This is a genomic window from Variovorax sp. SG517 (assembly GCF_013376045.1).
GTDB lineage: Bacteria > Pseudomonadota > Gammaproteobacteria > Burkholderiales > Burkholderiaceae_C > Variovorax.
The window spans coordinates 430,455-456,064 of sequence record NZ_JABMJG010000006.1; the positions used below are offsets into that span (position 1 = coordinate 430,455).

Sequence of the window (25,610 nt, forward strand, 5' to 3'; positions counted from 1 at the left end):
CGTTCCATCCACTCCCATTTCCGCAAAAGATCATCATGAGCACCCCCGACCTCAGCGCCTTCCACATCCGCAAGTGGTACCTCCAGATCGAGGACACCCTGGCCGGCGAGACCGGCGCACCCGCCGACGGCGAGCCGCTGCGCAAGATCGTAATCGCCGCCTGCCTGCGCAACCCCTTCGCGGGCCGCTACGTCGAAGACCTGTCGTCCTGGATCGCGCCTTCGCCCGAGCTGGGCAAGGAGTTCGGCCGCCGCATCCGCGAGGCCGCGGGCGGGCAGGCCATCGAGAGCTACGGCAAGGCCTGCCTGGTGGGCATCGACGGCGAATACGAGCACGGCAACGCGCTGCTGACCAATCCCGCCGCCAACCCGGTGCGCGAAGGCGTGGGTGGCGGCAAGTCGTGGGTGCCTTCCACCGGCAAGCGCGGCGGGCCCGGCACCGTCATCGACATTCCGCTGGCGCACAAGGACGCGCTGTACGTGCGCTCGCACTACGACACCGTCTCGGCCATGTTCGGCGACGGCCCCAACCGCGACGAGGTGGTGCTGATCTGGGCCTTCGCCACGCGCGGGCGGCTCAACGCGCGCCTGGGCGGCCTGAAGGCCTCGGAGATCAAGGGCGAGGACGGCCTCGTCTGAGCGCGGCCGGAGCAACGCACATGCAGCGCCGCGATTTCCGCCTGAGCCACGATGGCCTGGGCTTCCACGTCACCGAATGGGGCGAGCCCGATGCGTGGCCGGTGCTGATGCTGCATGGCATCCGCGGCTATGCCGAGACCTTCGCGGGCGTGGCGGCGGCGCTGCAGCCCGGGTTCCGCGTCATCGCCTTCGACCAGCGCGGCCGCGGCGAGACCGACTGGGACCCGAGGCACGACTACTACACCGACACCTACGTTGCCGACGTCGAGGCGCTGGTGGCGCAGCTGGGCCTGCAGCGTTTCGACCTGCTCGGCCATTCGATGGGCGGCATCAACGCCATCGTGTATGCCGCGCGCCATGCCGGCCAGGTCCGCCGCCTGGTGATCGAGGACGCCGGCCCCGGCGCCTTCGACGCCAGCGACGGCGCCACCCGCATCCGCAGGGAACTGGCGAGCACGCCCAACGCCTTTGCTTCCTGGGACGAAGCCGCCGCGTTCATGCGCGCGCTGCGCCCCACGGTGACGGAGGAAGCGCGCCAGCAGCGGCTGCAGAGCATGCTCAAGCCCATGAGCGGCGGCGGCTTCACCTGGCGCTACGACCATGCGGGCATCGCCGCCACGCGCCTGAACCCCGACCCCACCCGCCAGGTGGACCTTGCCGCATACGTGAGGCAGCTGCAGTGCGAGACCCTCGTGGTGCGCGGCGGCCGCTCCGACTACCTGCAGCCGGCCATGGCCGAGCACATGCGCGCGCTCAACCCGCGAATCTCCACGCTTGAGATTCCCGATGCGGGCCACTACGTCCACGACGACCAGCCGGCGCTCTTCGCCGAGGCCGTCACCACCTTCCTGAAGCGGCCCGAGGCGGCCGCCGCGGGCCAGTCCCATCCATGATCCACGAACTCAGAACCTACACCCTCGTCCCCGGCGGCGTGCGCGACTACCTGCGCATCTACAACGAGTGCGGCCGCGAGCTGCAGACCCGCACGCTCGGGCAGCTGGTCGCGTTGATGACGCCCGAAAGCGGCGACATCAACCAGCTGGTCTTCCACTGGGCCTTCGACAGCCTCGAAGAACGCGCGCGCCGCCGCACCGCGCTGATGGCCGACCCGGCCTTCGCGGAATTCCGCAAGCAGGTGCGCCACCTGCTGGTGCGCCAGGAGAGCCGGCTGCTCTCGCCCGTCTGAGGCGCTCGCGCAGGCCGCCGTTTCCGTCCCAGTCCCAAGGAGTTCCCATGAGCGCTTCCGTGGAAGCCCCCGTCCTCATCATCGGCGCCGGCCCGGTCGGCGTGACGCTGGCCAACCTGCTGGGCAGCTACGGCGTGCAGACCCTGGTGGTCGAGCGCAGCACGGCGGTGTTCGACTTTCCGCGCGCCGTGGGGCTGGACGACGAGGCCCTGCGCACCTTCCAGGCCACCGGCCTGGCCGAGGAGATGCTGCGCGACATGATCCAGAACGTACCCATGCGCATGTACACCGCGCGCAAGCAGTGCTTCGCCGAGATACTGCCCAGCACGCGCGAGTTCGGCTGGTTCCGCCGCAACCTGTTCTCGCAGCCCCTGGGCGAGAAGACGCTGCGCCGCGGCCTGGCGCGTTTCGACCACGTGCAGCTGCGGCTCGGCTTGGAGCTGGTGGGCCTGGTGCAGGACGAGGCGGGCGTGACCGCCACCCTGCGCGACGAAGCCGGTGCCGAGCACCAGGTGCGCGCCGCCTATGCGGTGGCCTGCGACGGCGGGCGCAGCGCCGTGCGCGAGATGCTCGGGCTGTCCTACGAGGGGCGCACCCACCCTGCCAAGTGGGTGGTGATCGAATGCGACCAGGATCCGCTCGACGCGCCCTACACCGCGCTGCACTGCGACCCCGAGCGCCCCTACGTCTGCCTGCGCCTGCCCTACGGCCTGCGGCGCTGGGAGTTCATGCTCTTTCCCGGCGAGGATGGCGAGCAGATGCTCGCGCCCGACAAGGTGCGCGAGCTGCTGGGCCGCCACGTGGCCGACCCGGCGGCGCTGAACGTGATACGGGCGCGCGTGTACACCCACAACTCGCGCGTGGCCGGCAGCTTCGTCGCGGGCCGCGTCTGCCTGGCCGGCGATGCCGCGCACATCACGCCGCCGTGGATTGGCCAGGGCCTCAACGCTGGCGTGCGCGATGCGTTCAACCTCGGCTGGAAGCTCGCCTGGATCCTCCAGGGCCGGCTGCGGCCCGAGCTGCTGGCCAGCTACCACGACGAACGCCATGCCCATGCCAAGGCCATGATCGACCTGGCCGACACCTTCGGCGCCGTGCTGTCGCAGCGCAACCCGCCGCTGGCCTGGGCGCGCGATCGCTTCTTCATGGCGATCCGGAACATTCCGAAGGTGCGCGACTACGTGCTGCAGATGAAGTTCAAGCCCATGCCGCGCTTCGCGAAGGGCATTGTGCGCAACAGCGGCGTGGCCGGGCGCGACGCGCTCGTGGGCCGCATGTTCATCCAGCCCAACGTGGAGCGCGAACGCGGCCTGCCGCGCAAGCTCGACGACGTGGTCGGCGCGCGCTTCGCGCTGCTGAGCTGGCGCTGCGATGCGCTGGCCGGCGCGCCCACCGCGCTGCACGCGCAGCTCGCCCGGCTGGGCTGTGACCACTACGTGGCCGTGCGCTCGCGCAGCATGGGCAACGAGGCCGGCTCGCCGATGCCCGGACAACTCTCGGGCACGGTGATCGAGGACCTGGAGAACACGCTGCATTTCTGGTTCCAAGGCAAGGACGTGGACTGGGTGCTGATCCGCCCCGACCGCTTCATCGCCGCCGTCGGCCGCCGGGCCGACGCCGCGGCCGAACTGGGCAGCTTCTGCGATGCCGTGCTGGCCCCCGACGACACGGCGCGGCCGCAGGCCGCGGCCAATCAATCCCTTAAGCAGGCCGAGGCCCTGGCGGCCTGAAGCCCCGCGCAAACCGCGCCCAAACGCCCGCGCCCAAACGCCCGCCCCGCGAGCCCTCCCACCATGTACCCAGAACTCTCGCTCTACATCGCCGGCCGCTTCATCGACGCGCAGGGCCGGCGCACGCAGGCCGTGCACGATCCCGCCATGCTGCAGCCGCTGGGCCTGCTGCCGTGGGCCGAGGCCGAAGACGTCGAGGCCGCCGTGCAGGCCGCCCATGCGGCCTTCGCGGGCTGGCGGCGCGTGTCGCCGCTCGAACGCTCGGACCTGTTGCGCCGCGTGGCCGCGCTGGCCCGTGAGCGCGCGCCGGAGATCGGCCGCGCCATGACGCTGGACAACGGCAAGCCGCTGGCCGACGCCGTGGCCGAGGTGCTGAACGCCGCCGAGCACGTCGAGTGGCATGCGGAGGAGGGCCGCCGCGTCTACGGCCGCGTGGTGCCCGCGCGTCAGCCGGGCGTGCGCCAGCTGGTGGTGCGCGAGCCGGTGGGCGTGTGCGCCGCCTTCAGCCCGTGGAACTTTCCCTTCGGCCAGGCGATGAAGAAGGCCGCCGCCGCCATCGCGGCTGGCTGCCCCATCGTGCTCAAGGGGCCGGAGGAATCGCCCAGCGCGCTGGTGGCCATGGCGCGCCTCTTCCACGATGCCGGCCTGCCGCCGGGCGTGTTCAACCTGCTGTGGGGCGTGCCGGCGGACATCTCGCGCCAGCTCATCGAGTCGCCGCTGGTGCGCGTGGTCTCGTTCACCGGCTCGGTGCCCGTGGGCCGGCAGCTGGCCGCACTGGCCGGCCAGCACATGAAGCGCATGACCATGGAACTGGGCGGCCATGCGCCGGTGCTGGTGTTCGACGATGCCGACGTGGACGCCGCCGTGGCCTTGCTGGCGCGGCTGAAGACGCGCAACGCCGGCCAGGTCTGCGTGTCGCCGACGCGCTTCCATGTGCAGTCGGGCGTGCACGACCGCTTTGCCGCCGCCTTTGCGGATGCGCTGGGCGCGGTCAAGGTGGGCCACGGCCTGGAGGATGGCGTGCAGATGGGCCCGCTGATCCACGAGCGCCGTTTCCAGGCCGTGCAGGCGTTGGTGGACGACGCACGCGCGCGCGGCGCTGAGCTGCTAGCGGGCGACGGGCACATCGGAGCAAAAGGCCACTTCCATGCGCCGACGCTGCTGGCCAACGTGCCCGCCGATGCACGCGTGATGCACGAAGAGCCATTCGGCCCCGTCGCCGCGCTGTCGCGCTTCGACACCGTCGAAGAGGCGCTGCAGCAGGCCAATGCATTGCCCTTCGGTCTGGCGAGCTATGTCTTTACCCGTTCGCTGCAAACCGCGACCCGCGTGGGCGACGGCCTCGAGGCCGGCATGGTGAACATCAACCATTCGGGCATGGCGCATCCGGAGCTGCCCTTCGGCGGCGTGAAGGACAGCGGCTTCGGCAGCGAAGGCGGCACCGAATCCTTCGACAGCTTTCTCAGTACCAAGCTCATCACCCAGATCTGAATCGGAACCCCATGCTGACTCTCGACGACCCCTCGCTGCTGCGCGAGCAATGCCTGGTGGCGGGCGAATGGATATCCGCCGAGCGGACCATCGCCGTCACCAACCCCGCCACCGGCGCGCTGATCGCGCACGTGCCCCGGCTGGACGCCGCCGCCACACGGCGTGCCATCGAGGGGGCCGAGGCCGCCTGGCCGCAGTGGCGCCGCCGCACCGCGCACGAGCGCTCGGCCATCCTCGCGCGCTGGCACGCGCTCATCCTGCAGAACCAGGAAGACCTGGCGCGCATCATGACGGCCGAGCAGGGCAAGCCGCTCGCGGAGGCGCGCGGCGAGATCGCCTACGCGGCCTCCTTCATCCAGTGGTTCGGCGAAGAAGCCAAGCGCGTGTATGGCGAGACCATCCCTTCGCCCGTGGCCTCGCAGCGCATCGTGGTCGTGCGCGAGCCGGTGGGGGTGTGCGCCGCCATCACGCCATGGAACTTCCCCGCGGCCATGATCACGCGCAAGGCCGGACCCGCGCTGGCGGCCGGCTGCACGATGGTGGTCAAGCCCGCGAGCCAGACGCCGCTCACGGCACTGGCGCTGGCGGTGCTGGCCGAACGCGCCGGCGTGCCCGCGGGCGTGCTGTCGGTGCTGGCCGGGTCCGCCGGCGACATCGGCACCGAACTGGCCACCAACCCGGTGGTGCGCAAGCTCAGCTTCACCGGCTCCACCGAAGTGGGGCGGCTGCTGATGCAGCAGACGGCGGCCACGGTCAAGAAGGTGTCGATGGAGCTGGGCGGGAACGCGCCCTTCATCGTCTTCGACGACGCCGACCTGGACGCGGCGGTCGAAGGCGCGCTGGTTTCCAAGTTCCGCAACGCGGGGCAGACCTGCGTGTGCGCCAACCGGCTCTACGTGCACGAGCGCGTTCACGACGCCTTCGCGCAGAAGCTGGCCGAGGCGCTGCGCGCGCTGAAGGTCGGCCCCGGCGACGAGGAGGGCGTGCGCATCGGCCCGCTGATCGACGAGGCCGCCGTGCGCAAGGTGGAGGAACACCTGGCCGATGCGGTGGCGAAAGGCGCGCAGGTGCTCAGCGGCGGACGCCGCCATCCGCTGGGCGGCAGCTTCTTCGAACCCACCGTGCTGACCGGCGTGACGCAGGCGATGACGGTGGCGCGCGAAGAAACCTTCGGCCCCCTTGCGCCGCTCTTCCGCTTCCACGACGAGGCCGAGGTCGTGCGCATGGCCAACGACACCGAGTTCGGCCTGGCGAGCTACTTCTATGCCCGCGATTTGGGCCGCGTGTGGCGCGTGGCCGAGCAGCTGGAGTACGGCATGGTCGGCGTCAACACCGGCCTCATCAGCAACGAGGTCGCGCCCTTCGGCGGCGTCAAGCAGTCGGGCCTGGGCCGCGAGGGCTCGCGCCACGGAATCGAGGACTACCTGGTCATCAAGTACATCAACATGGCCGGCATCGACTGATGCCCGGCTGAAGCGCATTCGCATTTTTCGCGCGGCAACTTCGCGGCGCACCTCTGCGTACATCCGCGCGGCACCGCCGTGCCGCACCTTCTTTCATCTTTCTTCGTTCCCTGGAGTCATCAATGAGCAACCCCCGCCAATCCACCCACCCCATCGACCCGCTGTTCACCAACCGGTGGTCGCCGCGCGCCTTCGCCGAAGAGACCATCGCCGAGCCCGCGCTCATGAGCCTGCTCGAAGCGGCCCGCTGGGCGCCCTCGGCGTACAACGTGCAGCCCTGGCGCTTCATCTACGCGCGCCGCGACACGCCCGCCTGGCAGCCCATCTTCGACAGCCTCGTCGAGTTCAACCAGATGTGGACGAAGCGCGCCGCCGCGCTGGTGGTCGTGGTCTCGCAGCGCGAGGCCCTGTTCCCGGGCCGCACCGAGGCGGCACCCAACCAGTGGCATTCCTTCGATGCCGGTGCCGCCTGGGCCAGCCTCGCGTTCCAGGCCACGCTGTCGGGCTGGTCGGCGCATGCGATGGCCGGCTTCGACGCCGAGAAGCTGCGCGCGGCCATCCAGCTGCCGCAGGGCTATGCCATCGAGACGGTCGTGGCCGTCGGCAAGAAGGGCGATCCGGCCGTGCTGCCGGACGGCGTGCGCAAGCTCGAGACGCCCAATGATCGACGTGCGCTCGCCGAGACGGCCGCCGAGGGCGTGTTCCGCCAGTAGCCTGCGTTCCTGCCGGGTCCGTGGCGCTCAGCGCGCCGACGGATCCTTGGCGCCAGCGGCTGCCACCACGCCCTGGCGCGAATACATCGTCGCGCGGCCCTGGCCGTCCAGCACCACGCTGGTCAGGGGCTGGCGGTCTTCGCGCGTGCTGGCGGTGAAGCTCGCACCGCCGTCTTCGCTGTCCAGCACCAGGCCGTCGAGGCCGACTGCGACGATCTTCCTGCCGGCGCCGGCAAGTGCGGTGATGGACGACTCCGTGTGCGTGTCCACGCGCTGCCAGCTGCCGCCGTCGTCGACGCTGCGGTACATCGAGCCACGCAGCCCCGCCACCAGCAGGCCGCCGCCGGGGGCCGCGATGCCGCTCCAGAAGGAGCCCGCATAGCCGGTCTTCATGTACTTCCAGCTCCGGCCCTTGTCGTCCGAGCGCAGCACCATGCCGCGCTCGCCCGGCGCGAACAGCTGACCGCGCGCGTCGGCGAACAACCCGAACAGGTTGAGGTCGGCGCGCTTGCCGCCCTCCGGCGGCGCCAGTTCGACGGGCTGCCAGTGGGCGCCGCCGTCCTCGGTGCGCAACACCAGCGACCACAGGCCCACGGCCACGCCCTGCTTCTCGTCGAAGAAGTGCACGGCGAAAAGCGGCCGGTCTTGCGCCGCATCGCTGCGCTGCACCTGCCAGGTCTCGCCACCGTCCGTGGTGTGCAGGATCACGCCCCAGTGGCCCGCGGCCCAGCCGCGACTGGCATCGATGAAGGAGACCGAGGTCAGCGCCACATCCACCGGCACCTGGCGCGCCTGGCGGTGGCTGCGGCCGCCGTCGTCCGACAGCAGCACCACGCCGTGGTCGCCGACCGCGACGATGCGCCCGCCGGCCCGCGTGCTGGCAAGCATCGTGGCGCGGGCGGCATGCGCGGCGCGAACCGCGGGAACCAGCACGGGTGCGCCGTCGGTGGCGGCGGAGACCTCTTTTGCCTGCGGCGCCTGCGCCGCGCAAGCCAGCGACAGGGAAACGAGGGCGCCGGCCAATGCCGTGCGCGCAAGGTGGGAAGTCGGTTTCATCTTCGATCGTCGGATGGAATTCAGTGGTGCTGCAGCCCGGTCGCCCGCACCGGCTTGCGACGCGGGAAGAGCCTTTCGAGCCATACCGCCATGGCGGGCAGGGCGGTCATCGCCATCACCATGTTCACCATGAACATGAAGGCCAGCAGCTTGCCCATGTCGGCCTGGAACTTCAGCTGCGAGAAGGACCAGGTCGCCACGCCCACGGCCAGCGTGATGGCGGTGAAGATGGTGGCCGTGCCCACTTCCAGGATCGCATGCTCGATGGACTTGACGATGGTCTGGCCCGCGGCCATGTGCATCAGCAGGCGGTTGTAGATGTAGAAGGCGTAGTCCACGCCGATGCCCACCGCCAGCACCATCACCGGCAGGGTCGCCACCGTCAGGCCGATCTGCAGCTCCTTCATGAACCAGTAGCCGATGAAGGTGCCCACCGTGAGCGGCAGGCAGCAGGCCGCCACGGCGCGCAGGTCGCGGTAGACCAGGAAGACCAGCACCACGATGGCCGCGTACACGTACAGCATCATGGGCAGCTCGCTCTTCTCCACCTCGTCGTCGATGGCCGCCAGCACGCCGGCATTGCCCGCGGCCAGGCGGATGTTCACGCCGGGCATGGGGTGGCCGGCGCGGAAGGTTTTCACCGCGTCGATCACGCGCTGGATGGTGGTGGCCTTGTGGTCGGTCAGGAAGAGGTTCACCGCCGTCATGCTGCAGTCCTTGCGCATGGTGCCGCGGATGCGGGCGATCTCGGTGGACAGGGCGGCGTAGTTGGCCGAGTCGATGGGTACCACGGCCATCTTGGGGTTGCCTTCGTTGTAGCCCTCGTTGTAAAGGCGCAGCTGCCCGGCGTACGAGGAGATCGAGAGCACGCCTTCCACCGGCTGCATCGCCCAGACGAAGCGGTCCTGGTAAAGGCCGATGTTCACGTTGCCGCAGCTCTCGGGCGGTGCCTCGAAGACCACGGTCAGCCAGTCCAGGCCCGTGTCGAAATTGCCTGCGATGGACGCGGCGTCGCGGTTGAAGCGGGCGTCCTCGCGCAGCTCCGGCGCGCCGGGCTGCAAGGTGCCGACCACGCGGTCGCGGCTTTGCCACACGGCCGCGCCGAACACCACCGCGGTGACCAGCAGCATCACGGCCGCCGCGCGCGGCTGGGCGAGCCGGGCCAGCACGCGCAGCCAGCCCGAGCGGCGCTCGCGCTGCAGCAGGGCCTGGTCGGCGAAGTCGCGGCTCACCTCGAAGAAGGAGGCGGCAACCGGCAGCATGACGAGGTTGGTCACGATCTTGTAGGCCACGCCCAGCGAGGCCGCGATGGCCAGCTCGCGCACCATCGGGATCGGGATCATCAACAGCGTGACGAAGGAGACGAAGGCCGTCACCAGCGCCAGCGTGCCCGGGATCAGCAGGCCGCCGAAGCTGTCGCGGCAGGCCTCGTAGGTCGTGTGGCCCTGCGAGATGCGCCGCACGATGTAGTTGATCTGCTGCACGCCGTGCGACACGCCGATCGCGAACACCAGGAAGGGCACCAGCACCGCGAGCGGATCGAGCCCGAAGCCCAGCAGCCGCAGCGTGCCGAACTGCCACACCAGCGAGGCGAGCGAGCAGGCGATGGGCAGCAGCGTAAAGCGCACCGAGCGGCAGTACCAGTACACCGCCCCGGCGGTCAGCAGCAGCGCGACCAGGCAGAACTTGAGCACCGACTGCGCGCCGTCGGCGATGTCGCCGATCTGCTTGGCGAAGCCGATGATCTGGACCTCGAAGTCGCCGTCCTCGAAGCGTGCGCGGATCTTTTCTTCGAGCAGATGGTTGTAGGCCACGTAGTCCAGCTTGCGGCCCTGCGCGTCGTACTCCGCCAGCTCGGCCGTGACCATGGCGCTGGTCTGGTCGCGCGACACCAGCGTGCCGATGAAGCCGCCCTGCGCGGCCGCGCGCTGAATGCCGGCAATGATCTCCGGCGTGAGCCGCTCGGGCGTGATGGTGGCGTCGATCAGCGGATCGGCGCGGAACCCTTCCTCGGTGATTTCGTTGACAAAGCTGTTGGGCGTCCACATCGACTGCACGCCCAGCCGCTCGATGCCCGGCAGGTAGGTCACGGCCTGGGTCACTTCGTACAGGCGCTTGAGAGCCGGTGCGCTCCAGATGGTGCCGTGGCGCGCCTTGACCACCACGTTGAGCCGGTTGGCGCCCAGCACGTCCTCGCGGTAGGCCTGGAAGGTCTGGATGTACTCGTGGCCCGAGGGCATCTGCTTGTCGAAGCCGGCATCCATGCGCAGCTGCGCCGCGAACCAGGCCATGGCCAGCGTGAACAGGGCCAGCGCGACGAGGATGCCGCGGCGATGAGAGAAGCAGAAGGCCTCGAGGCGCTGCACGGTGCGCTGCAGCGCGGAGGCCGGGGCGGGGTTGGAATCGGACACGGAATGCTTTCAGCAGGCGGCGCAGCCACCGCCGCGCGGGCGGTGCGCGGCGCGACGGGTCAGAAGTTGCGCGACAGGGTGAGGCCCACGAAGTTGCGGTCGCGATAGGGCTGGTCGAACACGCGCTTGCCGCCGAAGAAGGCCGCGTAGTTGATCGAGGCTTGCCACTTCGCCGGGTTCTGCACGAAGGTCACGACGAGGTTGACGGACTTGGCGCCCTCCATCAACTGGCCCGCGCCGTTGGGCGTGCGTCCCTTCACGGCCTGGAAGTAGTACACCTCGGGAATCACCTGCCAGCCGGGGATCAGCGTGCCGTCGTAGACCCAGCTGAAGTCCAGGTTGTAGGCCCACGCCGTCTTGGACCCCACCGGCTGCGGCGTGCCCGCGGCGCTGAACTCCTGGCCCCAGCCCCACGCGCCGGCGGCGATCGGATCGGACCCGTAGTACTGCTTGAGGTTGGGATAGCGCACCACCACGGTCTCGGCCATCAGGGTCGCGGTGTCCGCGCCCAGGAGGCGCAGCACGCCGGGCGCATTGCTCGGCGTGAGGCTGAGCATGCCGGTCAGGTGCCACTGCAGCTTCTTCTCGTCGACCCAGCAGTTGCCGTGGTTGAACGAGCAACCGCTGGCCGCCGGGTTCAGCGCCACGGCATCGCGCGGGCGGTAAGACAGCTCTGTGCCCACCGACCAGTCGCCCACCGGCATGTTGGCGCTCAGGCCGTAGAGGCGGCGGTTCTCCGGGTAGGCCCACCCCGAGCGGCCGGTGCCGCCCGCATTGGTGCTGAAGTTCAACGACTTGTCGTTGTAGTTCATCACGTAGGCACCCAGGTTCAGCTGCGTGCCCTCGGGCTGCCACTTCAGGGCGGTGCCCCACTGCCCGCCGTTCTTCGGCTTCGTCTCGATCAGCCCGTAGGCGTCGTGGCCCTTGCCCATGCCGTTGGCCACAGACCAGTAGGAGCCGGTGGGTGCCATGTAGTTGCCGTTCCACCGCGACTGCACGTAGGCCTCGAAGTTGAGGCCGTGGCCCAGGCCGGTGGCGAAGCTGGCGATGGGCGCGGGCAGCACCGCCTCTTTCAGCTGCGTGCCCGGCTGCGACAGCCGCATGATGTCCAGCGCGTTGGTGGAGTTGATGCCGCCCGGCAGGAAAAGGCTTTCCCCCCAGCTGATCACCTGGTTGCCCACGCGCACGCGCGCCGTCTCGCCGCCGAGCTGGAAGGTCTTGCTCACCCAGAAGTCCAGCAGCCGGGCCTTGAAGCGCAGGTCGCTGCGCGCGTCGCTGGCCAGGCCGTCGGGCAGGTACTGCGTCGCGGCGGCGCTGGTGTAGCCGGAGGTGCGGGTGGCCGTGAGGTCGCGGACCCAGTTCACCCGCCCGAGGAAGGTGACGTCGTCGGGCATCTTCAGGAGCAGCTCGTGGCTGCCCTTGACGTAGGTGGTGAAGGCATCGCCCTTGCGGTAGTTCAGGTTGCCCTGGTCGCCCATCGACGAAGTCGGCGCCAGGCAGCCGGCGGGCGCGCCGACGCCCACCGCGCCCTGGATGACGAGCGTGCAGGAGGGATCCTTGACGCGGATGCCGGTGCCGATGGTGATGGTGGAATCGAAGCTTCCTCGAACGTTGTCGGTCTCGAAGGTGAAGGCGTGGGCGGCCCCCGTCGCGGCGAGCAGGCAGGCGGCGGGCACGGCGCTCAGCCGGGCGAGGGTGTTGGAGGGGCGGGCGGTGAAGTTCATCGGTTCTTCTCCTCGGGGCTTGTTGTCGTGGTTCGAAGCGCGCAGATCAGCGTTCGCTGATGGCGCGCAGGTTGTCGGCCGTGTAGAAGCCCGAACGCATGCGCGGGCCGGTCGGCTCGGTGAACCAGCGGATGTCCTTGCCGACGCCCGCGGTGTGCGTGTCGAAGACGTAGCGGCCTTCGGCCAGGTTGTTCTGCACCATGGCCATCGCGTCGCAGGAGCCCGTCTCGTACACCGGGATGAGGAAGCCCTCGCGCATCTTGGCGAGCTTGTTCTGGCCGTCGAAGTCGTCCATCAGCAGCGGCGCCCAGCTGTCCTCGTCGAGGTAGACGGTGCGCTTGGGCGCCGAATGGCGCATGCCGGCCTTGACGGTGGCCTCCACCACCCACACGCGGTGCAGCTCGTAGCGGCGGTGCGATTGCGCAATGAAGTCGTCGCGCGCCACGTCCTCGAACTTGGCCTTGAAGTCGTAGGCGCCGAAGGCGTTGTAGGGAACGTAGATTTCCTTCTTGCCCACCAGCTTCCAGTCGAAGCGGTCGAGCGCGCCGTTGAAGACCTGCGGCTCGTCCAGCGTGTACTGGTTCTCCATGCCGATCTGCGGGGAGTCGTGCGAGTAGGTCGGCATGCGGCGCACGCGGCGCTGGCCGGGGAAGTAGTAGAAGGTCTCGTTCTCGGCCTGGTTCATGTACTGGGTGATCGCCAGGGCCTGGCCGGCCAGCGCGGCGGGCGAGGTGTAGCCGAAGTACACGTAGAACTCCACGGGCGGCAGCGAGGACAGTTGCTGCGAGCCCTTGGCGCCCGAGGGAATGAACACCGTCTGCTCCGAATCGGCGCGGATCCACTCCGTGCTGCCACGGCGCGGCGAGACGGCGGTGATGGTGCCCTTGTAGTCGACGCCCACGCCGCGGTAGCGCATCTTGGAGTTCCACATCGCTTCCACGCCGTTGGAGGGAAGGGGGAACGGATAGCCCGGCACGGTCGCCTCCTTCAGGCTCCAGCCGTCGTCGTTGAGGCGGGCGGTGCCCACGTTCTTGCGCGTGTTGGCGGCCACGAAGTCCGGCACGCCGCAGGTGCGGTGCGAGAGGTAGACATCCATGCGGTAGTCCTTGCGCTGCTTGAGCATGGCGACCTGGCCGGCCGAGAGTTTGTCGGCGTACTTGTCGACGTTGGCCGCATCGATGGTGAACAGCGGCTTCTCGTCCTTGTGCTTCCAGAAGTCGCGCCGCAGCTTGCCCCACTCCCACCCGGCCAGCGGCGGCTCCGCGCCCTGCCAGGCGGGAATGCTGCCGTCGGCGTTGCCCTCGCGCTGGGCGCCCGAGGGCGTGAGCTTGTCGAGCTGGGCCGCGTCGGGCGCGGCCATGGCGGAGAAACCGGGGCAGAGCAGGCCGGCGGCGATGGCCGCCGCCAGGGCGAGAGGGCGAAGGGTTCTTGCACAGTGCTGGGTCATGGGAACTCCTGAAAGATGAAGAGGCGAGGTGTGTGGATCCGGATCGCCCGGACCGTGACCGGGCTGCGCCGATGCCCGCTTTACCAACCGGCAGTGGGGTCTTTGGACTATCGGAGGGAGGCGATGCCGGCCGTTATCCGAGATCGGCATCTGCTTGCAGGTACGTCGTCGCGCCGCTTCGGGCGTGGCAGCACGACGCCGCACCACCACGCACCGCGATGCGGTGCGTGGTGGTGCGGGTCGGGTAACGGAGGGGAGTGGATCAGCCGGCGCTGCGACGCAGCGGCAGCATGCGCCGCAGCACGGCGTCCTTGCGCACGAAGTGGTGCAGCATCGCGGCCCCGATGTGCAGCACCACCAGCGGCCAGGCAAGCCAGGCGCCGATGAAGCTGTGTACCGCCCAGGCCGCATCTTCCAGCTGCGCCACGGACAGGCCGAAGGCGTCGCGGATCGCGGCTGCGATGGCGGTGTCGCGGCAGGCGGGGATCACGAACAGCCCGAAGGCGGTCGGGTCGTAGGTCGTCATGTAACCCGACAGCGGCATCAGGATCAGGATGGCGTAGAGCGCCCAGTGCGCCGCGTCGGCCGACAGACGCTCCAGGCGCGAGCCGGCGACATGTCGCGGCACGCCGCCGGCGATGCGCCACACCAGCCTGGGCAGCGTGAGAAAGCCGATGGACAGGCCCAGCACCCAATGGATGTTGAGCAGCGGCACCACCCGCTCGGCATTGGGCGTGGTGCCAAAAAGCGCCGGCTTGATGCTGGTCTGCGGATCGACGAACCAGATCACGTAGTACACGACCACGTAGGCAGTGATGAAGGCCGCGGCCGTGGCCCAGTGGAAGAGCATCGAGGCCCGGCCCCAGGCGTCGATCGTGTTGCGCCAACCCATGTCAGGATTCCTTGTGTGGTGCATTGTGAGGCCGGGCCTCAGGCCGGCAGCAGCACGGTGACGACCTTCTCCTCGGTGTACGCCAGCGCGCCGGGCAGCCCGCCCTCGCGGCCGATGCCGCTGGTCTTGAGGCCGCCCCAGGGCAGGTTGGCGTCCAGCGGACTCCAGCAGTTGACGCCCACGGCCCCGGCCTTGACGCGCGCGGCCACGCGATGCGCCCGCGCGAGCTGCGTGGTCCACACCGTGGCCGCCAGCCCGTAGGACGAATCGTTGGCCAGCGCGATGGCTTCTTCCTCGGTGTCGAAGGCAATCACGGTGCCCACCGGCCCGAAGATCTCCTCGCGGGCGATGGTCATCTGGTTGGTGGCCTCGGCGAAGATGGTGGGCTGCACGAACCAGCCTTTCTCGGGCCGGGAAACGCCGCCGGCCAGCAGCACCGCGCCTTCGTCCCGGCCGAGCTGGATGTAGCGGTTGACGCGTTCGAACTGCGCCTTCTTGGCCACCGGCCCCATCTGCACGCCGGCCTGGCGCGGGTTGCCGACAGTGACCGCGCGGGCGGCCTCGGCCAGCGCCTGCGCGAAAGGCTTCGCGAGGCTGCGCTGCACCAGGATGCGCGAGCCGGCGGCGCACACCTGCCCCTGGTTGACGAACAGGCCCATGGCGCAGCCGCGCAATGCGTTGTCGAACGAGGCGTCGTCGAACACGATCTGCGGGCTCTTGCCGCCGAGCTCCAGCGTGACGCGCTTGAACAGCGGCGCGGCGATGCGCTGGATGGCGCGGCCCGCCTCGGGACTGCCGGTGAAACTGATCTTCGCGACCAGCGGGTGTTCGCACAGCGCGCGGCCCACCACGTCGCCGAAGCCGGTCACCACGTTGATGACGCCGTCGGGAAAGCCCGCTTCCTGCGCAAGCCGCGCCAAGTGCAGGGCGGACTGGGGCGTTTCCTCGGCGGGCTTGACCACCACTGTGCACCCGGCGGCCAGCAGGGCGGCGAGCTTCCACACGGTGATCATCAGCGGCGAGTTCCACGGCACGATGGCCCCGACCACGCCTACCGGCTCGCGCAGCGTATACGACAGCGTGGGCGTGCCCATGTAGCCCCCGGTGGGCACCGTGCGGCCTTCGAGCTGGTTGGTCCAGCCGGCGGCCGCGCGCAGGTTGGCGACGGCGTTGGGCACGTCCATCATGCGCGGCTCCATCGGCGAGCGGCCGATGGCGTCGGCGTCCATGTCGGCCAGCAGGGCCGTGTCGCGCTCGACCAGGTCGGCAAGGCGAAGCAGCAGCTGGGCGCGCTGGCCCGCGTGCAGCCGGCTCCAGGCGCCGCCTTCGAGCTGGGCATGGGCCGCGGCCACGGCGCGGTCGACGTCTTCAGCGGTGCCGCGCGCGGCACTGCCGTACTCCTGTTCGTCCACGGGGCTGACGAGGCGCATGCGCGCGCCGTCGGAGGCTTCGGCGTGGGCGCCTTCGATGAAATGCTTGAGGTTCTGGGTCATGGTGTCTGCGGGTGTTCGAGCGGCCGCAGTGTCCGGGACGTTGCCGCCCGGCGTTAGCCCAAATCAGCAACGATGCGCGGCGCCGACGCACCGCAAGGGTGCGGTTGGCGTGCCGCATCTGTGCACGATTGTTGCTCTGAACAAATCAAGCAAGCCGAAAACCGTCCTCAGCCACAGGCTGAGGCGTGAAATTCCAAGAATTTCCAATACTTATCCACCGGGTTTCCCCTGTCTGGCGGTAGGCATGAAAAATGCAGAATTTTCCCTATCTGAGAAAAATGCATATCTACAGATCAACGCAGCCTTCCAGATCCAGGACCCCGCAACATGAACCGAAGCATCCACCACTTCCAGGACGTGCATGCGCATGCCGCATCAGTCGCTCATTGGAGCCAGCTCCTGTACAGCCAGCTCGCGGCCGGCGCACTCGAGAGCTCGCTGCAGCAATTGTCCAGCGAACACTGCCATGCTTTCCGCGAGCGCATCAACAAGCGTGTTGTGCAGCAGGGAGAAGCACCCCGCGACAGCGTCTGCTTTGCAATCCCGATCTCCATGCCGGGCACCGTCCGGATGCAGGGGCGCGATGCGGACGGCAGCAGCCTGTACTTCCTGCGCGGCGGCGAGGAGTTCATGTGCCACATGCCCACCGGGATGGATCTTCTGTCCATCGCCTTCGACCGAGCCTTCTTCGACGCCACGCTCCGGGAGGTGCCGTTCGCCGACGAGATCGCACGGCTGCTGCGCCAGCCCGTCATCAAGGTGCCGGCGCAGCGCTTCGTCGAATGCCGCCAGCGCCTGCTGGCGATATTCTCCGAGGCCCTGGTCAACGACGAGATGAGCGGCACGCCCGCGCGGCAGGACGAACTGGAACATGCGCTGCTGGGCGAACTGCTGCAACTGGTGATGGACCCGGCCTGCGACCGGCACCAGCGCAGCGGCAGCTCCACCCAGGACTTCATCGTCGAGAAGTGCCACCGGATGGCCATGGCCGAGACCATGAGCGCGCCCAGCGTGATGGAGCTGTGCGAGCGCCTGCAGGTCAGCCGGCGCACGGTGCAGAACAGCTTCCGCGCGGTGGCGGATACCACGCCGCTGAGCTACCTGCGCTCGGTGCGCTTGAACGGCGTGCGGCGCGCCCTGATGGGCAGCCGCGCCGGCGACCTGACCGTGGGCGACGCGGCGGGGCAGTGGGGCTTCTTCCACCTGAGCCATTTCGCGGCGGAGTACCAGGAGCTTTTCGGCGAACTGCCGTCGCAGACGCCGCGCGCGGCGAAGTGGCATGACGCCTGAAGCGGGCGAGTGCGTCCGGATTGCCGATCCGGGATACCGCTGCGCGCGCATGCCTTCCTAGACTGCCCCTGTCGGCGGCCGGCACTCCGGTGCGCGGCCTTCTTTCTCTCTCCCCGCTGCACGCGTCCGCGCGCGGCATGCATTGCGACGCACCATGGAAACGCTGAACCCCGCGATGACGCCTGCCCACGAAACGCGCCACCCCCACGCCACCAGCCTGCGCCGCGGCACACTGAGCGCCGGCTTCATCACGCTGCTGGTCATCTCGGCCGCGAGTCCGCTGAGCGTGGTGGCAGGCGGCTTCCCGATCGGGATGATGCTGGGCAACGGCGCCGGCACGCCGGTGCTGGTGCTGGTGGCCCTCGGCCTGCTGCTGATGTTCGCAACCGGCTACACCGCCATGGCCAGTTGCGTGACCAGCGCCGGAGGCTTCTATGCGATGGTGGCGCGCGGCCTGGGCGGCAGGGCGGGTGGGGCGGCGGCCATGGTGGCCGTGTTCGGCTACGTCACGCTGCAGTTCGGCCTCTACGGCATGCTGGGCGCGGTGGCGTCCGAGACGCTGCAGGCGCAGTTCGGCCTGGCGGTGCCGTGGTGGGCCTGCGCCTTCGCCGCCTTGGCCAGCGTGGCGGTCTTCGGCTACAGGCAGATCGACTTCTCGGCGCGGGTGCTCGCGGGCTTCGTGGTGGCCGAGTACCTGGCGGTGCTGGTCCTGGACGTGCTGATCCTGTCGAAGGGCGGCGCCCACGGCATCGATGCGCACTCCTTCTCTCCCGAGGCCTTCACCAGCGGCAACCCCTTCATCGGCCTGCTGTTCTGCTTCGCGGCCTTCATCGGCTTCGAGGCGACCACCATCTACAGCGAGGAGGCCAGGGACCCGAAGCGCAGCATTCCCATTGCCACCTATGCGGCGCTGCTGCTGGTGGGCGGCTTCTATTCCTTCTCGCTGTGGTGCCTGGTGCTCGGCGTGGGCAGCGACCGGGTGGCGGCCACCATCACCGGGCTGGCCGATCCGACCAATCTGCTGTACCTGCTGTCGGACACCTATGCAGGGCACGGCCTCACGGTGCTGCTGCGCCTGATGTTCATCGCCAGCATCTATGCGGGGCTCATCGCCTTCCACAACTCCAGCGCGCGCTATTTCTATGCAATGGGCCGCGAGGGCCTGATGCCCGTTCGCCTGGGCTGGACGCATGCGCGCCACCGCAGCCCGCATGTGGCCTCGGTGCTCCAGACGGTGCTGAGCACCGTGGCGGTCGGGCTGTTCGCGCTGCTGGGCGCCGACCCGGTGCTGACGCTGTTTGCCTGGCTCAGCAACCTGGCCACGCTGTGCCTGCTGGTGCTGATGATCGCGACTGGCGTGGCAGTGGTGCGCTTCTTTCGGGCCGACTCGCATGGCTACGGCCAGATGCGGATCCGCGCGCTGCCGCTGCTGGCATGCGCGGGCTTGCTGGCGGTGCTGGTGCTGGCCGTCGGCAACTTCCATGTGCTCACCGGCGCGAGCCGGGGCATCTCGGCGGCGCTGGTGATCACCGTGCCCCTTGCCGCGGCGGCCGGCTGGCTGGCCGCATCGCGGCTGGCGAGGCGCGATCCGCAACGTTTTGCCGCGCTGGGCCAGGACCGCGGCTGAACGCCGGCGTGGCGCCCGTCAGGCCGATGAAGCGCGCAGCCATTCTTTGCGAAGGATCGCGTATTGCATGGTGTTCTCGTAGATGGGCTTTCCCTGCGTGTCGTTCCTGAACGAGATGAACTCCAGGAACAGCCCTTCGGCGCGCATGCCCAGCTTCTCGCACAGCCGCCGGGAGGCACCGTTGTGGTCCTCCACGTAGGCATAGAGCCGGCGGGCGGCCCGGGCAGTGAAGAGATGGGCGAACAGCGCCGCGGCAGCCTCGTGGGCGTAGCCCGTGCCGCCGAAACGCGGATTGAGGTTCCAGCCGACCGAGAAGGTGTCTTCCTCCTGCATGGCGAACAGGTCGCCGATGAGCTGCCCCGATTCCTGGAGGCACACGGCCACGTGCTCGCCGTCGGTACTGCGTCTTCGGGCCTCGGCCCGAGCGGCTTCGACGTCCGCGAGCGCGAGCGACAGGAAGCAGCTCGCAGTCGGCGCATGCAGGTAGTCGAACAGGGCAGCGGCATCCTGCTCGCGAAAGCGCCGGAGGACGAGCCTCGGGGTGTGGATGGGTTTCTCAAGGGGCATGGTCTTTACTTGCGTCCTGTCTCAGGTGTCTGTGCCTCGGGGATCCGGCGCCGCCGCGGGCCCCGATCAGGTCCTCGGATGGTGCCCGACAATGAAGGGCACCACGCCTTCGCGTGCCCGTACGATTTCTTGTTTCACGACCGCAGCCTTCCCAGACGATGAACAGCCTTCGCCGCATGCTCGATGTCCTCGATCTCTTCCGGCCCGACCAGCCGGTCATCGACGTCGAGATCATCTGCAACCAGCTCGGCTACACGCCCGCCAGTGCCTACCGCTACCTGCGCGAACTCGGCGATGCCGGCCTTCTCGTGCGCCTGCCCCGCGGCTATGCGCTGGGGCCGCGCATCATCGCGCTGGAGCACCAGATGACCGACTATGACCCGGTGCTGGTGCGCAGCCGCGACCTCGTCGAGAAGCTGGTGGCCGAGACGGGCCTGGACGCTGTGATCAGCGAGTGGTACGGCGACTCGGTGGTCAACGTGCTGATCCGCCGCGGCCCCGACCCCGGGCCCGTGGGCGGAGGCCGCGGCCGCCCCATCGACCTGTTCCACAGCGCGACTTCGCGCGTGGTGCTGGCCTACCTGCTGCCGAGGCAGATCCGCCGCGTCTTCGATGCCCATGCCAGCACGCCCGAGGGGCAGCAGCAGGGGCTTGAATGGAAGTCCTTCTCCAAGGGCCTGCTGGCGATCCGCAAGCAGGGCTACTGCATCAGCGAAAGCGAACTGCATCCGGGCCGCACGGGCGTGGCCGCGCCGATCTTCGACGAGAAGCAGCGCGTGCTTGGCAGCATGACGCTGGTGGGGCGCAACGAACGCTTCAGGGCCTTTCAGGAAAGCTACCTGTGCACGCTGGTGACCACCGCCGCGTCGGAGCTTACGGCCCGCATCGCCCAGCAGTAGGCGAGGCGGACGTACCGCGCGCGGCACGGCCGGGTCAGAGCGAGGCCAGCGCCTCGCCGAAGACATCCAGCGCGCGGTGCAGCAGCCGCTTCGAGATGGTCAGTGACGGCATCACGCGCATCACGTTGCCATAGCGCCCGCAGGGCACCATCAGCACGCCGTGGCCGAGCACGTACTCCATGATTCGGCCGACCTTCTCCGGCGCCAGCGGCTCCTTGGTGGCCTTGTCCTCGACGAGCTCGATGCCGATCATCAGGCCCTTGCCGCGCACTTCGCCCACGTAGGGGCTCTGGAAGCCGCGCACCCGGTCCTGCACCTCCTGGCCCAGAAGCTCCGCGCGCGGCATCAGCCCGAGTTCGGGGTCGTGCAGGATCTCGAGGTTGGTAAGCGCCACCGCGGCCGACAGCGAGTTCGCCGCGAAGGTGTTGGGGACCGAGCCATCGGGAATGCGCGCGGCCAGGTCGCTGCGCATGGCGATGCCGGCCATGGGAACGTCGCCGCCGATGCCCTTGCCGAAGGTCAGCATGTCGGGCTTCACGCCCGAGTGCTCCACCGCCCACATGCGGCCCGTGCGGCCCGCGCCGCACTGCACCTCGTCCACGATCAGCAGCGTGCCGCTGCGGTCGCAGGCCTTGCGCAGCAGCTGCAGGAACTCGGGTGAAGGCGGAACGTACCCGCCTTCGCCCTGCACCGGCTCCACGATCACGGCGGCCACGTCGTCGGCGGCCGTGTAGGGCGTGTTCAGCAGGTAGTCCACGTATTCGCCGGCGATCTGCTCCGCCGACTTGTGGGTGGTGTCGAACGGAAAGCGATAGGCGTACGGGTAGGGCGCATGGATCACGCCGCCCATGAAGGGCCCATAACCCTTGCGGTAGGCCGTGCCCGTGGTCAGCGCGTTCGACGCATGCCACACGCCGTGATAGCCGCCGTGGAAGGCGATGATCTGATGACGGCCCGTCACGCGCCGCGCGAACTTCACAGCCGCCTCGAGCGCATCGCTGCCGCTTTGCGCGAAGAAGGTGATGCAGTCGTTGCGCAGGCCTTCGGGCATCAGGGCCGACAGGCGCGCGGCCAGTTCGGTGCGGCGGGTGCTGTTGACCTCCATCGCATGCATCAGGTGCTGCGACTGCTCGGCGATCGCTTTCTGCACCTTGGGATGGCAGCGGCCCACGCTGCTCACGCCGACGCCGGCCGAAAGGTCGATGAAGGTGCTGCCGTCCGGGTCCTTGAAGGTGGCGCCGAAGGCGCGGTCCATCACGACCGGCATGCGGCCGCCGCCGCGCGCCATGGATTCGGTGCGCGCAGACAGCGCCAGGGCTTCGGCCGCGCGCGGTCCGGGATAGGGGCCTGCAACCATCTTCGGTGCGTCGGGGAAGTGCAGGGTTTCGAGAAGGGATTCGATGTCGGTCACAGCATGCCTCGTTGAGTCTCTGGGTGCTTGAGTGCAGGCGCGTTCAGCACGCCAGCTGCGGTGATGGTTCCATCGATCACCGGAGTCCGTTAGCCCGAATCGGCAAGTCCGCTGCCATGGCGGCGGGCCGGAACGCACACTGCAGCGCTTGCCGATTTCGGCTATTTGCACCCGAAGGGATTCGCAATCATTGCGCCCATTCCCGACACAACACCATCCATTCATCCCGTGAAAAAAACTTCAGACGGATTCAACATCAAGCCAGGACTCCCGTTGAGCCGCGGCTTGACCTCGCCTGCGGCGCTTCCTGCAAAAGGCCTGCCGCACGACGACTATGACGTGGTCGTGATCGGCGCCGGGTTTGCCGGCCTGACGGCGGCCAGGGAGCTGGGCCTGAGGGGCTTGCGCGTGGCCATCGTCGAGGCGCGCGATCGAATCGGCGGCCGGACCTTCACCGCGGAGCAGGACGGTCAGAAATTCGAAGTCGGCGGCACCTGGGTTCACTGGGGCCAGCCGTACGTCTGGAATGAACTGCATCGATACGGGCTGGACACCACCGAGTCCGTCAGCGGCACGGCCGACTCGATCAGCCTGCTGACTGCCGAGGGCTTGGTGACGGACTCCGCGGAAGCAATGGGCAATGACCTCGACGCGGCGCTGAGCGCGTACTGCAACGTGGATGGAGCGAACGGCCGGATCGCATTCGCGAACCCTCATGTCGATTCCGACAACCTGCTGTCGGACTTCGATGGCCAGAGCCTGGCGGATCGATTCAGGGACATGCCCGTCTCCGGCCGGCAGCGCGATTTGCTGTTCTCCTTCATCTCCATGAACGCCGCGACCGATCCGGCAAAAGGCGGCCTGTATGACCAGCTGCGCTGGTGGGCGCTGGGCGACTACTCGGCGGACTCGCTGCTCAAGCGCCTGGGACGCTACAAGATCGCGAAAGGCACGTCCGCGCTGGCGCTTGCGCTGCTGAAGGATTCGAATGCCGATCTGGCGCTCGGAGAGCCGGTCACCCGCGTTGAAACGGTGGAAGGCAAGGTCCGGATCCAGGCGAAGAGCTTTTCCGTCGGATGCAAGGCGGTGGTCGTCGCGGTTCCGATGAACGTGTTGAGCGACATCGACTTCGTGCCAAAGCTGCCAGAAGCACGCTCGGCTGCACATCGCGAACGACATGTCTGCGCGGGCACGAAATTCATTGCCCGTGTCGATCGCAATGTCGGCGCGTGGGTCGGCTTCGCGCCTTATCCCAATCCGCTGACCATGGTGGTCGCCGATCGCGCGGTCGACGGCAAGTCCGTCCTGGTCGGCTTCGGGCCGGACGACGCGGTCGACCTTCAGGACATCCGCGTGGTCGAAGCAGAACTGCGCAAGTTCCTACCGGGAATCAATGTGCAGGAGGTCGTTGCGCACGATTGGACGCACGACCCGTATGCCAAGGGAGGCTGGACCTGGTTCTCGCCAAACCAGACCTCCAGGGTTTTGGCAACGCTCCAGACCCAGGCGCCGCCACTCTTCTTCGCCAGCACCGATTGGGCCACCGGCTGGAGGGGGTTCATCGATGGCGCGATCGAAGACGGGATTCGAGGTGCCAGGGATGCACTCGAATTCTTGCGATCGCAGTAGCAATAAGAGTCCCAAGAGCCCCCGATCCGACACACCATTTTTCAAAGGAAGACAAAGCAATGACACTGGAACAGGCCATCGAAAGACTTCAGACCTTGTGCCGCCAAGGCGACGCTCGCTTGCTGCAGCAGGAGATGTTCGCGCCGGACGCGAGCGTCAGCGGCGAGGGAGCTCCCGGCATCACCGTGGGTGCCGACTTGCTGCCAGCGCTCACGGAAATGCTCAAGATGACGCCCAAGCTCTCGATTCGCTCCGTGCGGACGATGGAGCTCTCGGAAGGCGCGGCTGTCACCTGGCTGGAGTGGACTTCCCCACCGGCAGACGGGCCGGCCGGCGAGTTGATCACGCTACGATCGCTCACGGCCTGGCGCAGGCAAGGGGCATCCTGGGTCATCGCGGCCGACATGTATGGCATGGGCGATTTCGGTACCTCCTAGGCCGATGGGCAGGTCCACGATTTATGCGCAAGGAGCATGCGATGTCTGAACCAGCGAGTCCGCCAGCGGAACACACGGGCCTCAAGCGGGATGCGATCGGTTGGTTCGGCATCTTCCTGATGGTGATCACGACGAATGGCCCGCTGACCTCCATGGGAGGCGGTGTGCCCGTGAGCATCACGCTGGGCAATGGCATCGGCCTGCCGGGCTCCTACGCCATCGTCTGTGCTGCATATCTGCTTTTTGCCGTCGGCTTCTGCGCCATGAGTCCCCATGTGGAGAACGGCGGCGCCTTCTACGCCTACATCACCAAGGGCCTGGGCACCATTGCGGGCATCGGGGGCGCATGCATCGCGGTGTTGTCGTACATCGCGATCCTGCTGGCCTGCTATGCGATGCTGGGGCACTTCGTCCACATCGCGATGGCTTCACTGGGCCTTGACGCGCCATGGTGGGCCTGGGCCATGGGCTGCGCCGTGGGTGCGCACCTGCTTTGCGTACGCGGCATCGAGTTCAGCGGGCGACTGCTCCTGATCCTGATGCTGTCGGAGGTCGGTGCCATCTTGTTGGCGGACCTTCTCGAAGTCTTCAACCTGCGGCTCGTCGGCCACTCGCTGTCCCTCGCGCCGTTCTCGCCGCAGGCCGTGTTCACCCCCGGGTTCGGGCCTTCGCTGATCTTCGTCGTCGCATCGTTCATGGGCTTCGAAACCGCGGCGATCTACTCGCAGGAGGCCAGGGACCCTCGACGCTCGGTGCCTCGAGCGATGTACCTGTCGATCGCATTCATCGGCATTCTGTATGCGGGGTCCATCCTGCTGATGCTGAATCATTTCGGCCTCTCGCAGGCGGTGGCCGTGGCAACAAACGATCCCGGCGGCATGTGGCTATCGATGTTCTCGACCCTGGCCGGACCCACCGCGGCCAGGATCGGCGCGGTGCTGGTCATCACCAGTCTCTTTGCCGCTGTACTGAGTTTCACGAACGTGCTGGCGAGATACTGGCACGCGCTCGCCGTCTGCGGCCTTGTCTGGAGCCGCCTGTCCCGCACGCACCACAGGCACAGATCCCCGCACGTGGCGTCCGCGGCAACGCTGTGCATATCGGTGATGCTGGTTCTGCTGTGTGCAATGGCGGGCCTGGATCCGATGCTCCAGGCCCTGCCCTGGGCGAGCGTTCCGTCGGCGATCGGCGTGTTGACCTGCCAGGTGCTCGCCGCGTTGGCCGTCATCGCATTCTTCCGAAAGCATCCGATGAAGGTCTCGCGCTGGCGATCGCTGCTTGCACCGGTGATCAGCGCGGCCGTGCTGACGTCCTTCCTGTGGCAGATGATCACCCACGTCCAGCTCCTGTCGGGGCTGCCGCCCGGACCGAGCTACGCGTTGGCTTTCAGCGTGCTGGCAGCCGGATTGCTGGCGGCGATCTATGCGCTCCATCTGCGCTTCCGATCCCCGCAGCGGTTTGCGCAGCTGTCATCGCTGGTCCGGCTGCAGTGATGCCATGTCGAGC

General features: G+C 68.4%; 21 protein-coding genes. 13 read left to right on the top strand and 8 right to left on the bottom strand.

Features of this window, described 5'->3' with window-relative positions; genetic code table 11:
• The first annotated feature begins 35 nt into the window (after positions 1–35).
• The 7 genes from FHT32_RS20625 to FHT32_RS20655 all read left to right on the top strand — a co-directional run bounded on the left by FHT32_RS20625 (position 36) and on the right by FHT32_RS20655 (position 7,221).
• Positions 36–638: an amino acid synthesis family protein gene (locus FHT32_RS20625; RefSeq protein WP_176666444.1), complete on the top strand. Its 603-nt coding sequence runs from the start codon at positions 36–38 to the stop codon at positions 636–638.
• Positions 639–658: 20 nt separating this feature from the next.
• A complete protein-coding gene (locus FHT32_RS20630) occupies positions 659–1,531 on the top strand; it encodes an alpha/beta fold hydrolase (protein ID WP_176666445.1) in 873 nt (290 codons plus the stop codon).
• Positions 1,528–1,824 (top strand): NIPSNAP family protein, encoded by a 297-nt coding sequence (locus tag FHT32_RS20635; RefSeq protein WP_176666446.1) that lies wholly within the window; start codon positions 1,528–1,530, stop codon positions 1,822–1,824. Before FHT32_RS20630 ends, FHT32_RS20635 begins: the two co-directional genes overlap by 4 nt.
• Before the next feature lie 47 nt (positions 1,825–1,871).
• A complete protein-coding gene (locus FHT32_RS20640; protein WP_176666447.1) occupies positions 1,872–3,554 on the top strand; it encodes a bifunctional 3-(3-hydroxy-phenyl)propionate/3-hydroxycinnamic acid hydroxylase in 1,683 nt (560 codons plus the stop codon).
• A gap of 63 nt (positions 3,555–3,617) precedes the next feature.
• Positions 3,618–5,045 (top strand): NAD-dependent succinate-semialdehyde dehydrogenase, encoded by a 1,428-nt coding sequence (locus FHT32_RS20645; protein ID WP_176666448.1) that lies wholly within the window; start codon positions 3,618–3,620, stop codon positions 5,043–5,045.
• An 11-nt stretch (positions 5,046–5,056) separates the two neighbouring features.
• A complete protein-coding gene (locus FHT32_RS20650) occupies positions 5,057–6,508 on the top strand; it encodes an NAD-dependent succinate-semialdehyde dehydrogenase (RefSeq protein WP_176666449.1) in 1,452 nt (483 codons plus the stop codon).
• A 122-nt stretch (positions 6,509–6,630) separates the two neighbouring features.
• The gene (locus tag FHT32_RS20655) at positions 6,631–7,221 is read left to right on the top strand and encodes a nitroreductase family protein (protein WP_176666450.1); all 591 of its coding nucleotides are present in this window, start codon (positions 6,631–6,633) and stop codon (positions 7,219–7,221) included.
• A 27-nt stretch (positions 7,222–7,248) separates the two neighbouring features.
• Here FHT32_RS20655 and FHT32_RS20660 read toward each other — a convergent pair whose 3' ends face one another.
• The 6 genes from FHT32_RS20660 to FHT32_RS20685 all read right to left on the bottom strand — a co-directional run bounded on the left by FHT32_RS20660 (position 7,249) and on the right by FHT32_RS20685 (position 16,244).
• Entirely contained in the window at positions 7,249–8,277 is a 1,029-nt protein-coding gene (locus FHT32_RS20660; protein ID WP_256099082.1) for a YCF48-related protein, read from the bottom strand.
• Between the two features lie 20 nt (positions 8,278–8,297).
• On the bottom strand, positions 8,298–10,688 hold the full coding sequence (locus tag FHT32_RS20665) for an efflux RND transporter permease subunit (protein ID WP_176666451.1): 2,391 nt from the start codon (positions 10,686–10,688) through the stop codon (positions 8,298–8,300).
• A 59-nt stretch (positions 10,689–10,747) separates the two neighbouring features.
• Entirely contained in the window at positions 10,748–12,412 is a 1,665-nt protein-coding gene (locus FHT32_RS20670; RefSeq protein WP_176666452.1) for a DUF1302 domain-containing protein, read from the bottom strand.
• Positions 12,413–12,458: 46 nt separating this feature from the next.
• Positions 12,459–13,859, bottom strand: a complete 1,401-nt coding sequence (locus FHT32_RS20675) for a DUF1329 domain-containing protein (protein ID WP_176666453.1) — start codon at positions 13,857–13,859, stop codon at positions 12,459–12,461.
• Between the two features lie 262 nt (positions 13,860–14,121).
• On the bottom strand, positions 14,122–14,751 hold the full coding sequence (locus FHT32_RS20680) for a cytochrome b (protein ID WP_176666454.1): 630 nt from the start codon (positions 14,749–14,751) through the stop codon (positions 14,122–14,124).
• 38 nt (positions 14,752–14,789) lie between these two features.
• On the bottom strand, positions 14,790–16,244 hold the full coding sequence (locus FHT32_RS20685) for an aldehyde dehydrogenase (protein ID WP_176666455.1): 1,455 nt from the start codon (positions 16,242–16,244) through the stop codon (positions 14,790–14,792).
• Positions 16,245–16,571: 327 nt separating this feature from the next.
• Here FHT32_RS20685 and FHT32_RS20690 point away from each other — a divergent pair, with 327 nt between their 5' ends.
• Positions 16,572–17,534, top strand: a complete 963-nt coding sequence (locus FHT32_RS20690; protein ID WP_176666456.1) for a helix-turn-helix domain-containing protein — start codon at positions 16,572–16,574, stop codon at positions 17,532–17,534.
• A gap of 154 nt (positions 17,535–17,688) precedes the next feature.
• Positions 17,689–19,161, top strand: coding sequence for an APC family permease (locus tag FHT32_RS20695; protein ID WP_176666457.1), 1,473 nt, complete (start codon positions 17,689–17,691; stop codon positions 19,159–19,161).
• An 18-nt stretch (positions 19,162–19,179) separates the two neighbouring features.
• On the opposite strand, the gene FHT32_RS20700 is transcribed toward FHT32_RS20695, so the two are convergent.
• Entirely contained in the window at positions 19,180–19,728 is a 549-nt protein-coding gene (locus tag FHT32_RS20700) for a GNAT family N-acetyltransferase (RefSeq protein WP_176666458.1), read from the bottom strand.
• 158 nt (positions 19,729–19,886) lie between these two features.
• Between FHT32_RS20700 and FHT32_RS20705 the strand changes: the two genes are divergently transcribed.
• Positions 19,887–20,627, top strand: a complete 741-nt coding sequence (locus tag FHT32_RS20705) for an IclR family transcriptional regulator (RefSeq protein ID WP_176666459.1) — start codon at positions 19,887–19,889, stop codon at positions 20,625–20,627.
• A gap of 34 nt (positions 20,628–20,661) precedes the next feature.
• On the opposite strand, the gene FHT32_RS20710 is transcribed toward FHT32_RS20705, so the two are convergent.
• Entirely contained in the window at positions 20,662–22,038 is a 1,377-nt protein-coding gene (locus FHT32_RS20710; RefSeq protein WP_371132216.1) for an aspartate aminotransferase family protein, read from the bottom strand.
• Between the two features lie 228 nt (positions 22,039–22,266).
• On the opposite strand from FHT32_RS20710, the gene FHT32_RS20715 reads away from it, so the two are divergent.
• From FHT32_RS20715 to FHT32_RS20725, 3 genes are read left to right on the top strand one after another with little or no spacing between them, the layout of a single operon-like run.
• On the top strand, positions 22,267–23,667 hold the full coding sequence (locus FHT32_RS20715) for a flavin monoamine oxidase family protein (RefSeq protein ID WP_371132217.1): 1,401 nt from the start codon (positions 22,267–22,269) through the stop codon (positions 23,665–23,667).
• Between the two features lie 59 nt (positions 23,668–23,726).
• Positions 23,727–24,104, top strand: coding sequence for a DUF4440 domain-containing protein (locus FHT32_RS20720; RefSeq protein WP_176666460.1), 378 nt, complete (start codon positions 23,727–23,729; stop codon positions 24,102–24,104).
• Between the two features lie 41 nt (positions 24,105–24,145).
• Positions 24,146–25,597 carry an APC family permease gene (locus FHT32_RS20725; RefSeq protein WP_176666461.1) on the top strand — a complete coding sequence of 484 codons (1,452 nt, stop codon included), beginning with the start codon at positions 24,146–24,148 and terminating at the stop codon, positions 25,595–25,597.
• Positions 25,598–25,610: the final 13 nt, after the last annotated feature.

What these genes read in the sequence shown, in the direction of transcription:
- FHT32_RS20660 (WP_256099082.1), bottom strand. Translation starts at nt 8,277, where the DNA reads ATGAAACCGACTTCCCACCTTGCGCGCACGGCATTGGCCGGCGCCCTC.
- FHT32_RS20640 (WP_176666447.1), top strand. Translation starts at nt 1,872, where the DNA reads ATGAGCGCTTCCGTGGAAGCCCCCGTCCTCATCATCGGCGCCGGCCCG.
- FHT32_RS20690 (WP_176666456.1), top strand. Translation starts at nt 16,572, where the DNA reads ATGAACCGAAGCATCCACCACTTCCAGGACGTGCATGCGCATGCCGCA.
- FHT32_RS20720 (WP_176666460.1), top strand. Translation starts at nt 23,727, where the DNA reads ATGACACTGGAACAGGCCATCGAAAGACTTCAGACCTTGTGCCGCCAA.
- FHT32_RS20630 (WP_176666445.1), top strand. Translation starts at nt 659, where the DNA reads ATGCAGCGCCGCGATTTCCGCCTGAGCCACGATGGCCTGGGCTTCCAC.
- FHT32_RS20680 (WP_176666454.1), bottom strand. Translation starts at nt 14,751, where the DNA reads ATGGGTTGGCGCAACACGATCGACGCCTGGGGCCGGGCCTCGATGCTC.
- FHT32_RS20705 (WP_176666459.1), top strand. Translation starts at nt 19,887, where the DNA reads ATGAACAGCCTTCGCCGCATGCTCGATGTCCTCGATCTCTTCCGGCCC.
- FHT32_RS20700 (WP_176666458.1), bottom strand. Translation starts at nt 19,728, where the DNA reads ATGCCCCTTGAGAAACCCATCCACACCCCGAGGCTCGTCCTCCGGCGC.
- FHT32_RS20675 (WP_176666453.1), bottom strand. Translation starts at nt 13,859, where the DNA reads ATGACCCAGCACTGTGCAAGAACCCTTCGCCCTCTCGCCCTGGCGGCG.
- FHT32_RS20635 (WP_176666446.1), top strand. Translation starts at nt 1,528, where the DNA reads ATGATCCACGAACTCAGAACCTACACCCTCGTCCCCGGCGGCGTGCGC.
- FHT32_RS20725 (WP_176666461.1), top strand. Translation starts at nt 24,146, where the DNA reads ATGTCTGAACCAGCGAGTCCGCCAGCGGAACACACGGGCCTCAAGCGG.
- FHT32_RS20670 (WP_176666452.1), bottom strand. Translation starts at nt 12,412, where the DNA reads ATGAACTTCACCGCCCGCCCCTCCAACACCCTCGCCCGGCTGAGCGCC.
- FHT32_RS20655 (WP_176666450.1), top strand. Translation starts at nt 6,631, where the DNA reads ATGAGCAACCCCCGCCAATCCACCCACCCCATCGACCCGCTGTTCACC.
- FHT32_RS20625 (WP_176666444.1), top strand. Translation starts at nt 36, where the DNA reads ATGAGCACCCCCGACCTCAGCGCCTTCCACATCCGCAAGTGGTACCTC.
- FHT32_RS20645 (WP_176666448.1), top strand. Translation starts at nt 3,618, where the DNA reads ATGTACCCAGAACTCTCGCTCTACATCGCCGGCCGCTTCATCGACGCG.
- FHT32_RS20650 (WP_176666449.1), top strand. Translation starts at nt 5,057, where the DNA reads ATGCTGACTCTCGACGACCCCTCGCTGCTGCGCGAGCAATGCCTGGTG.
- FHT32_RS20685 (WP_176666455.1), bottom strand. Translation starts at nt 16,244, where the DNA reads ATGACCCAGAACCTCAAGCATTTCATCGAAGGCGCCCACGCCGAAGCC.
- FHT32_RS20695 (WP_176666457.1), top strand. Translation starts at nt 17,689, where the DNA reads ATGGAAACGCTGAACCCCGCGATGACGCCTGCCCACGAAACGCGCCAC.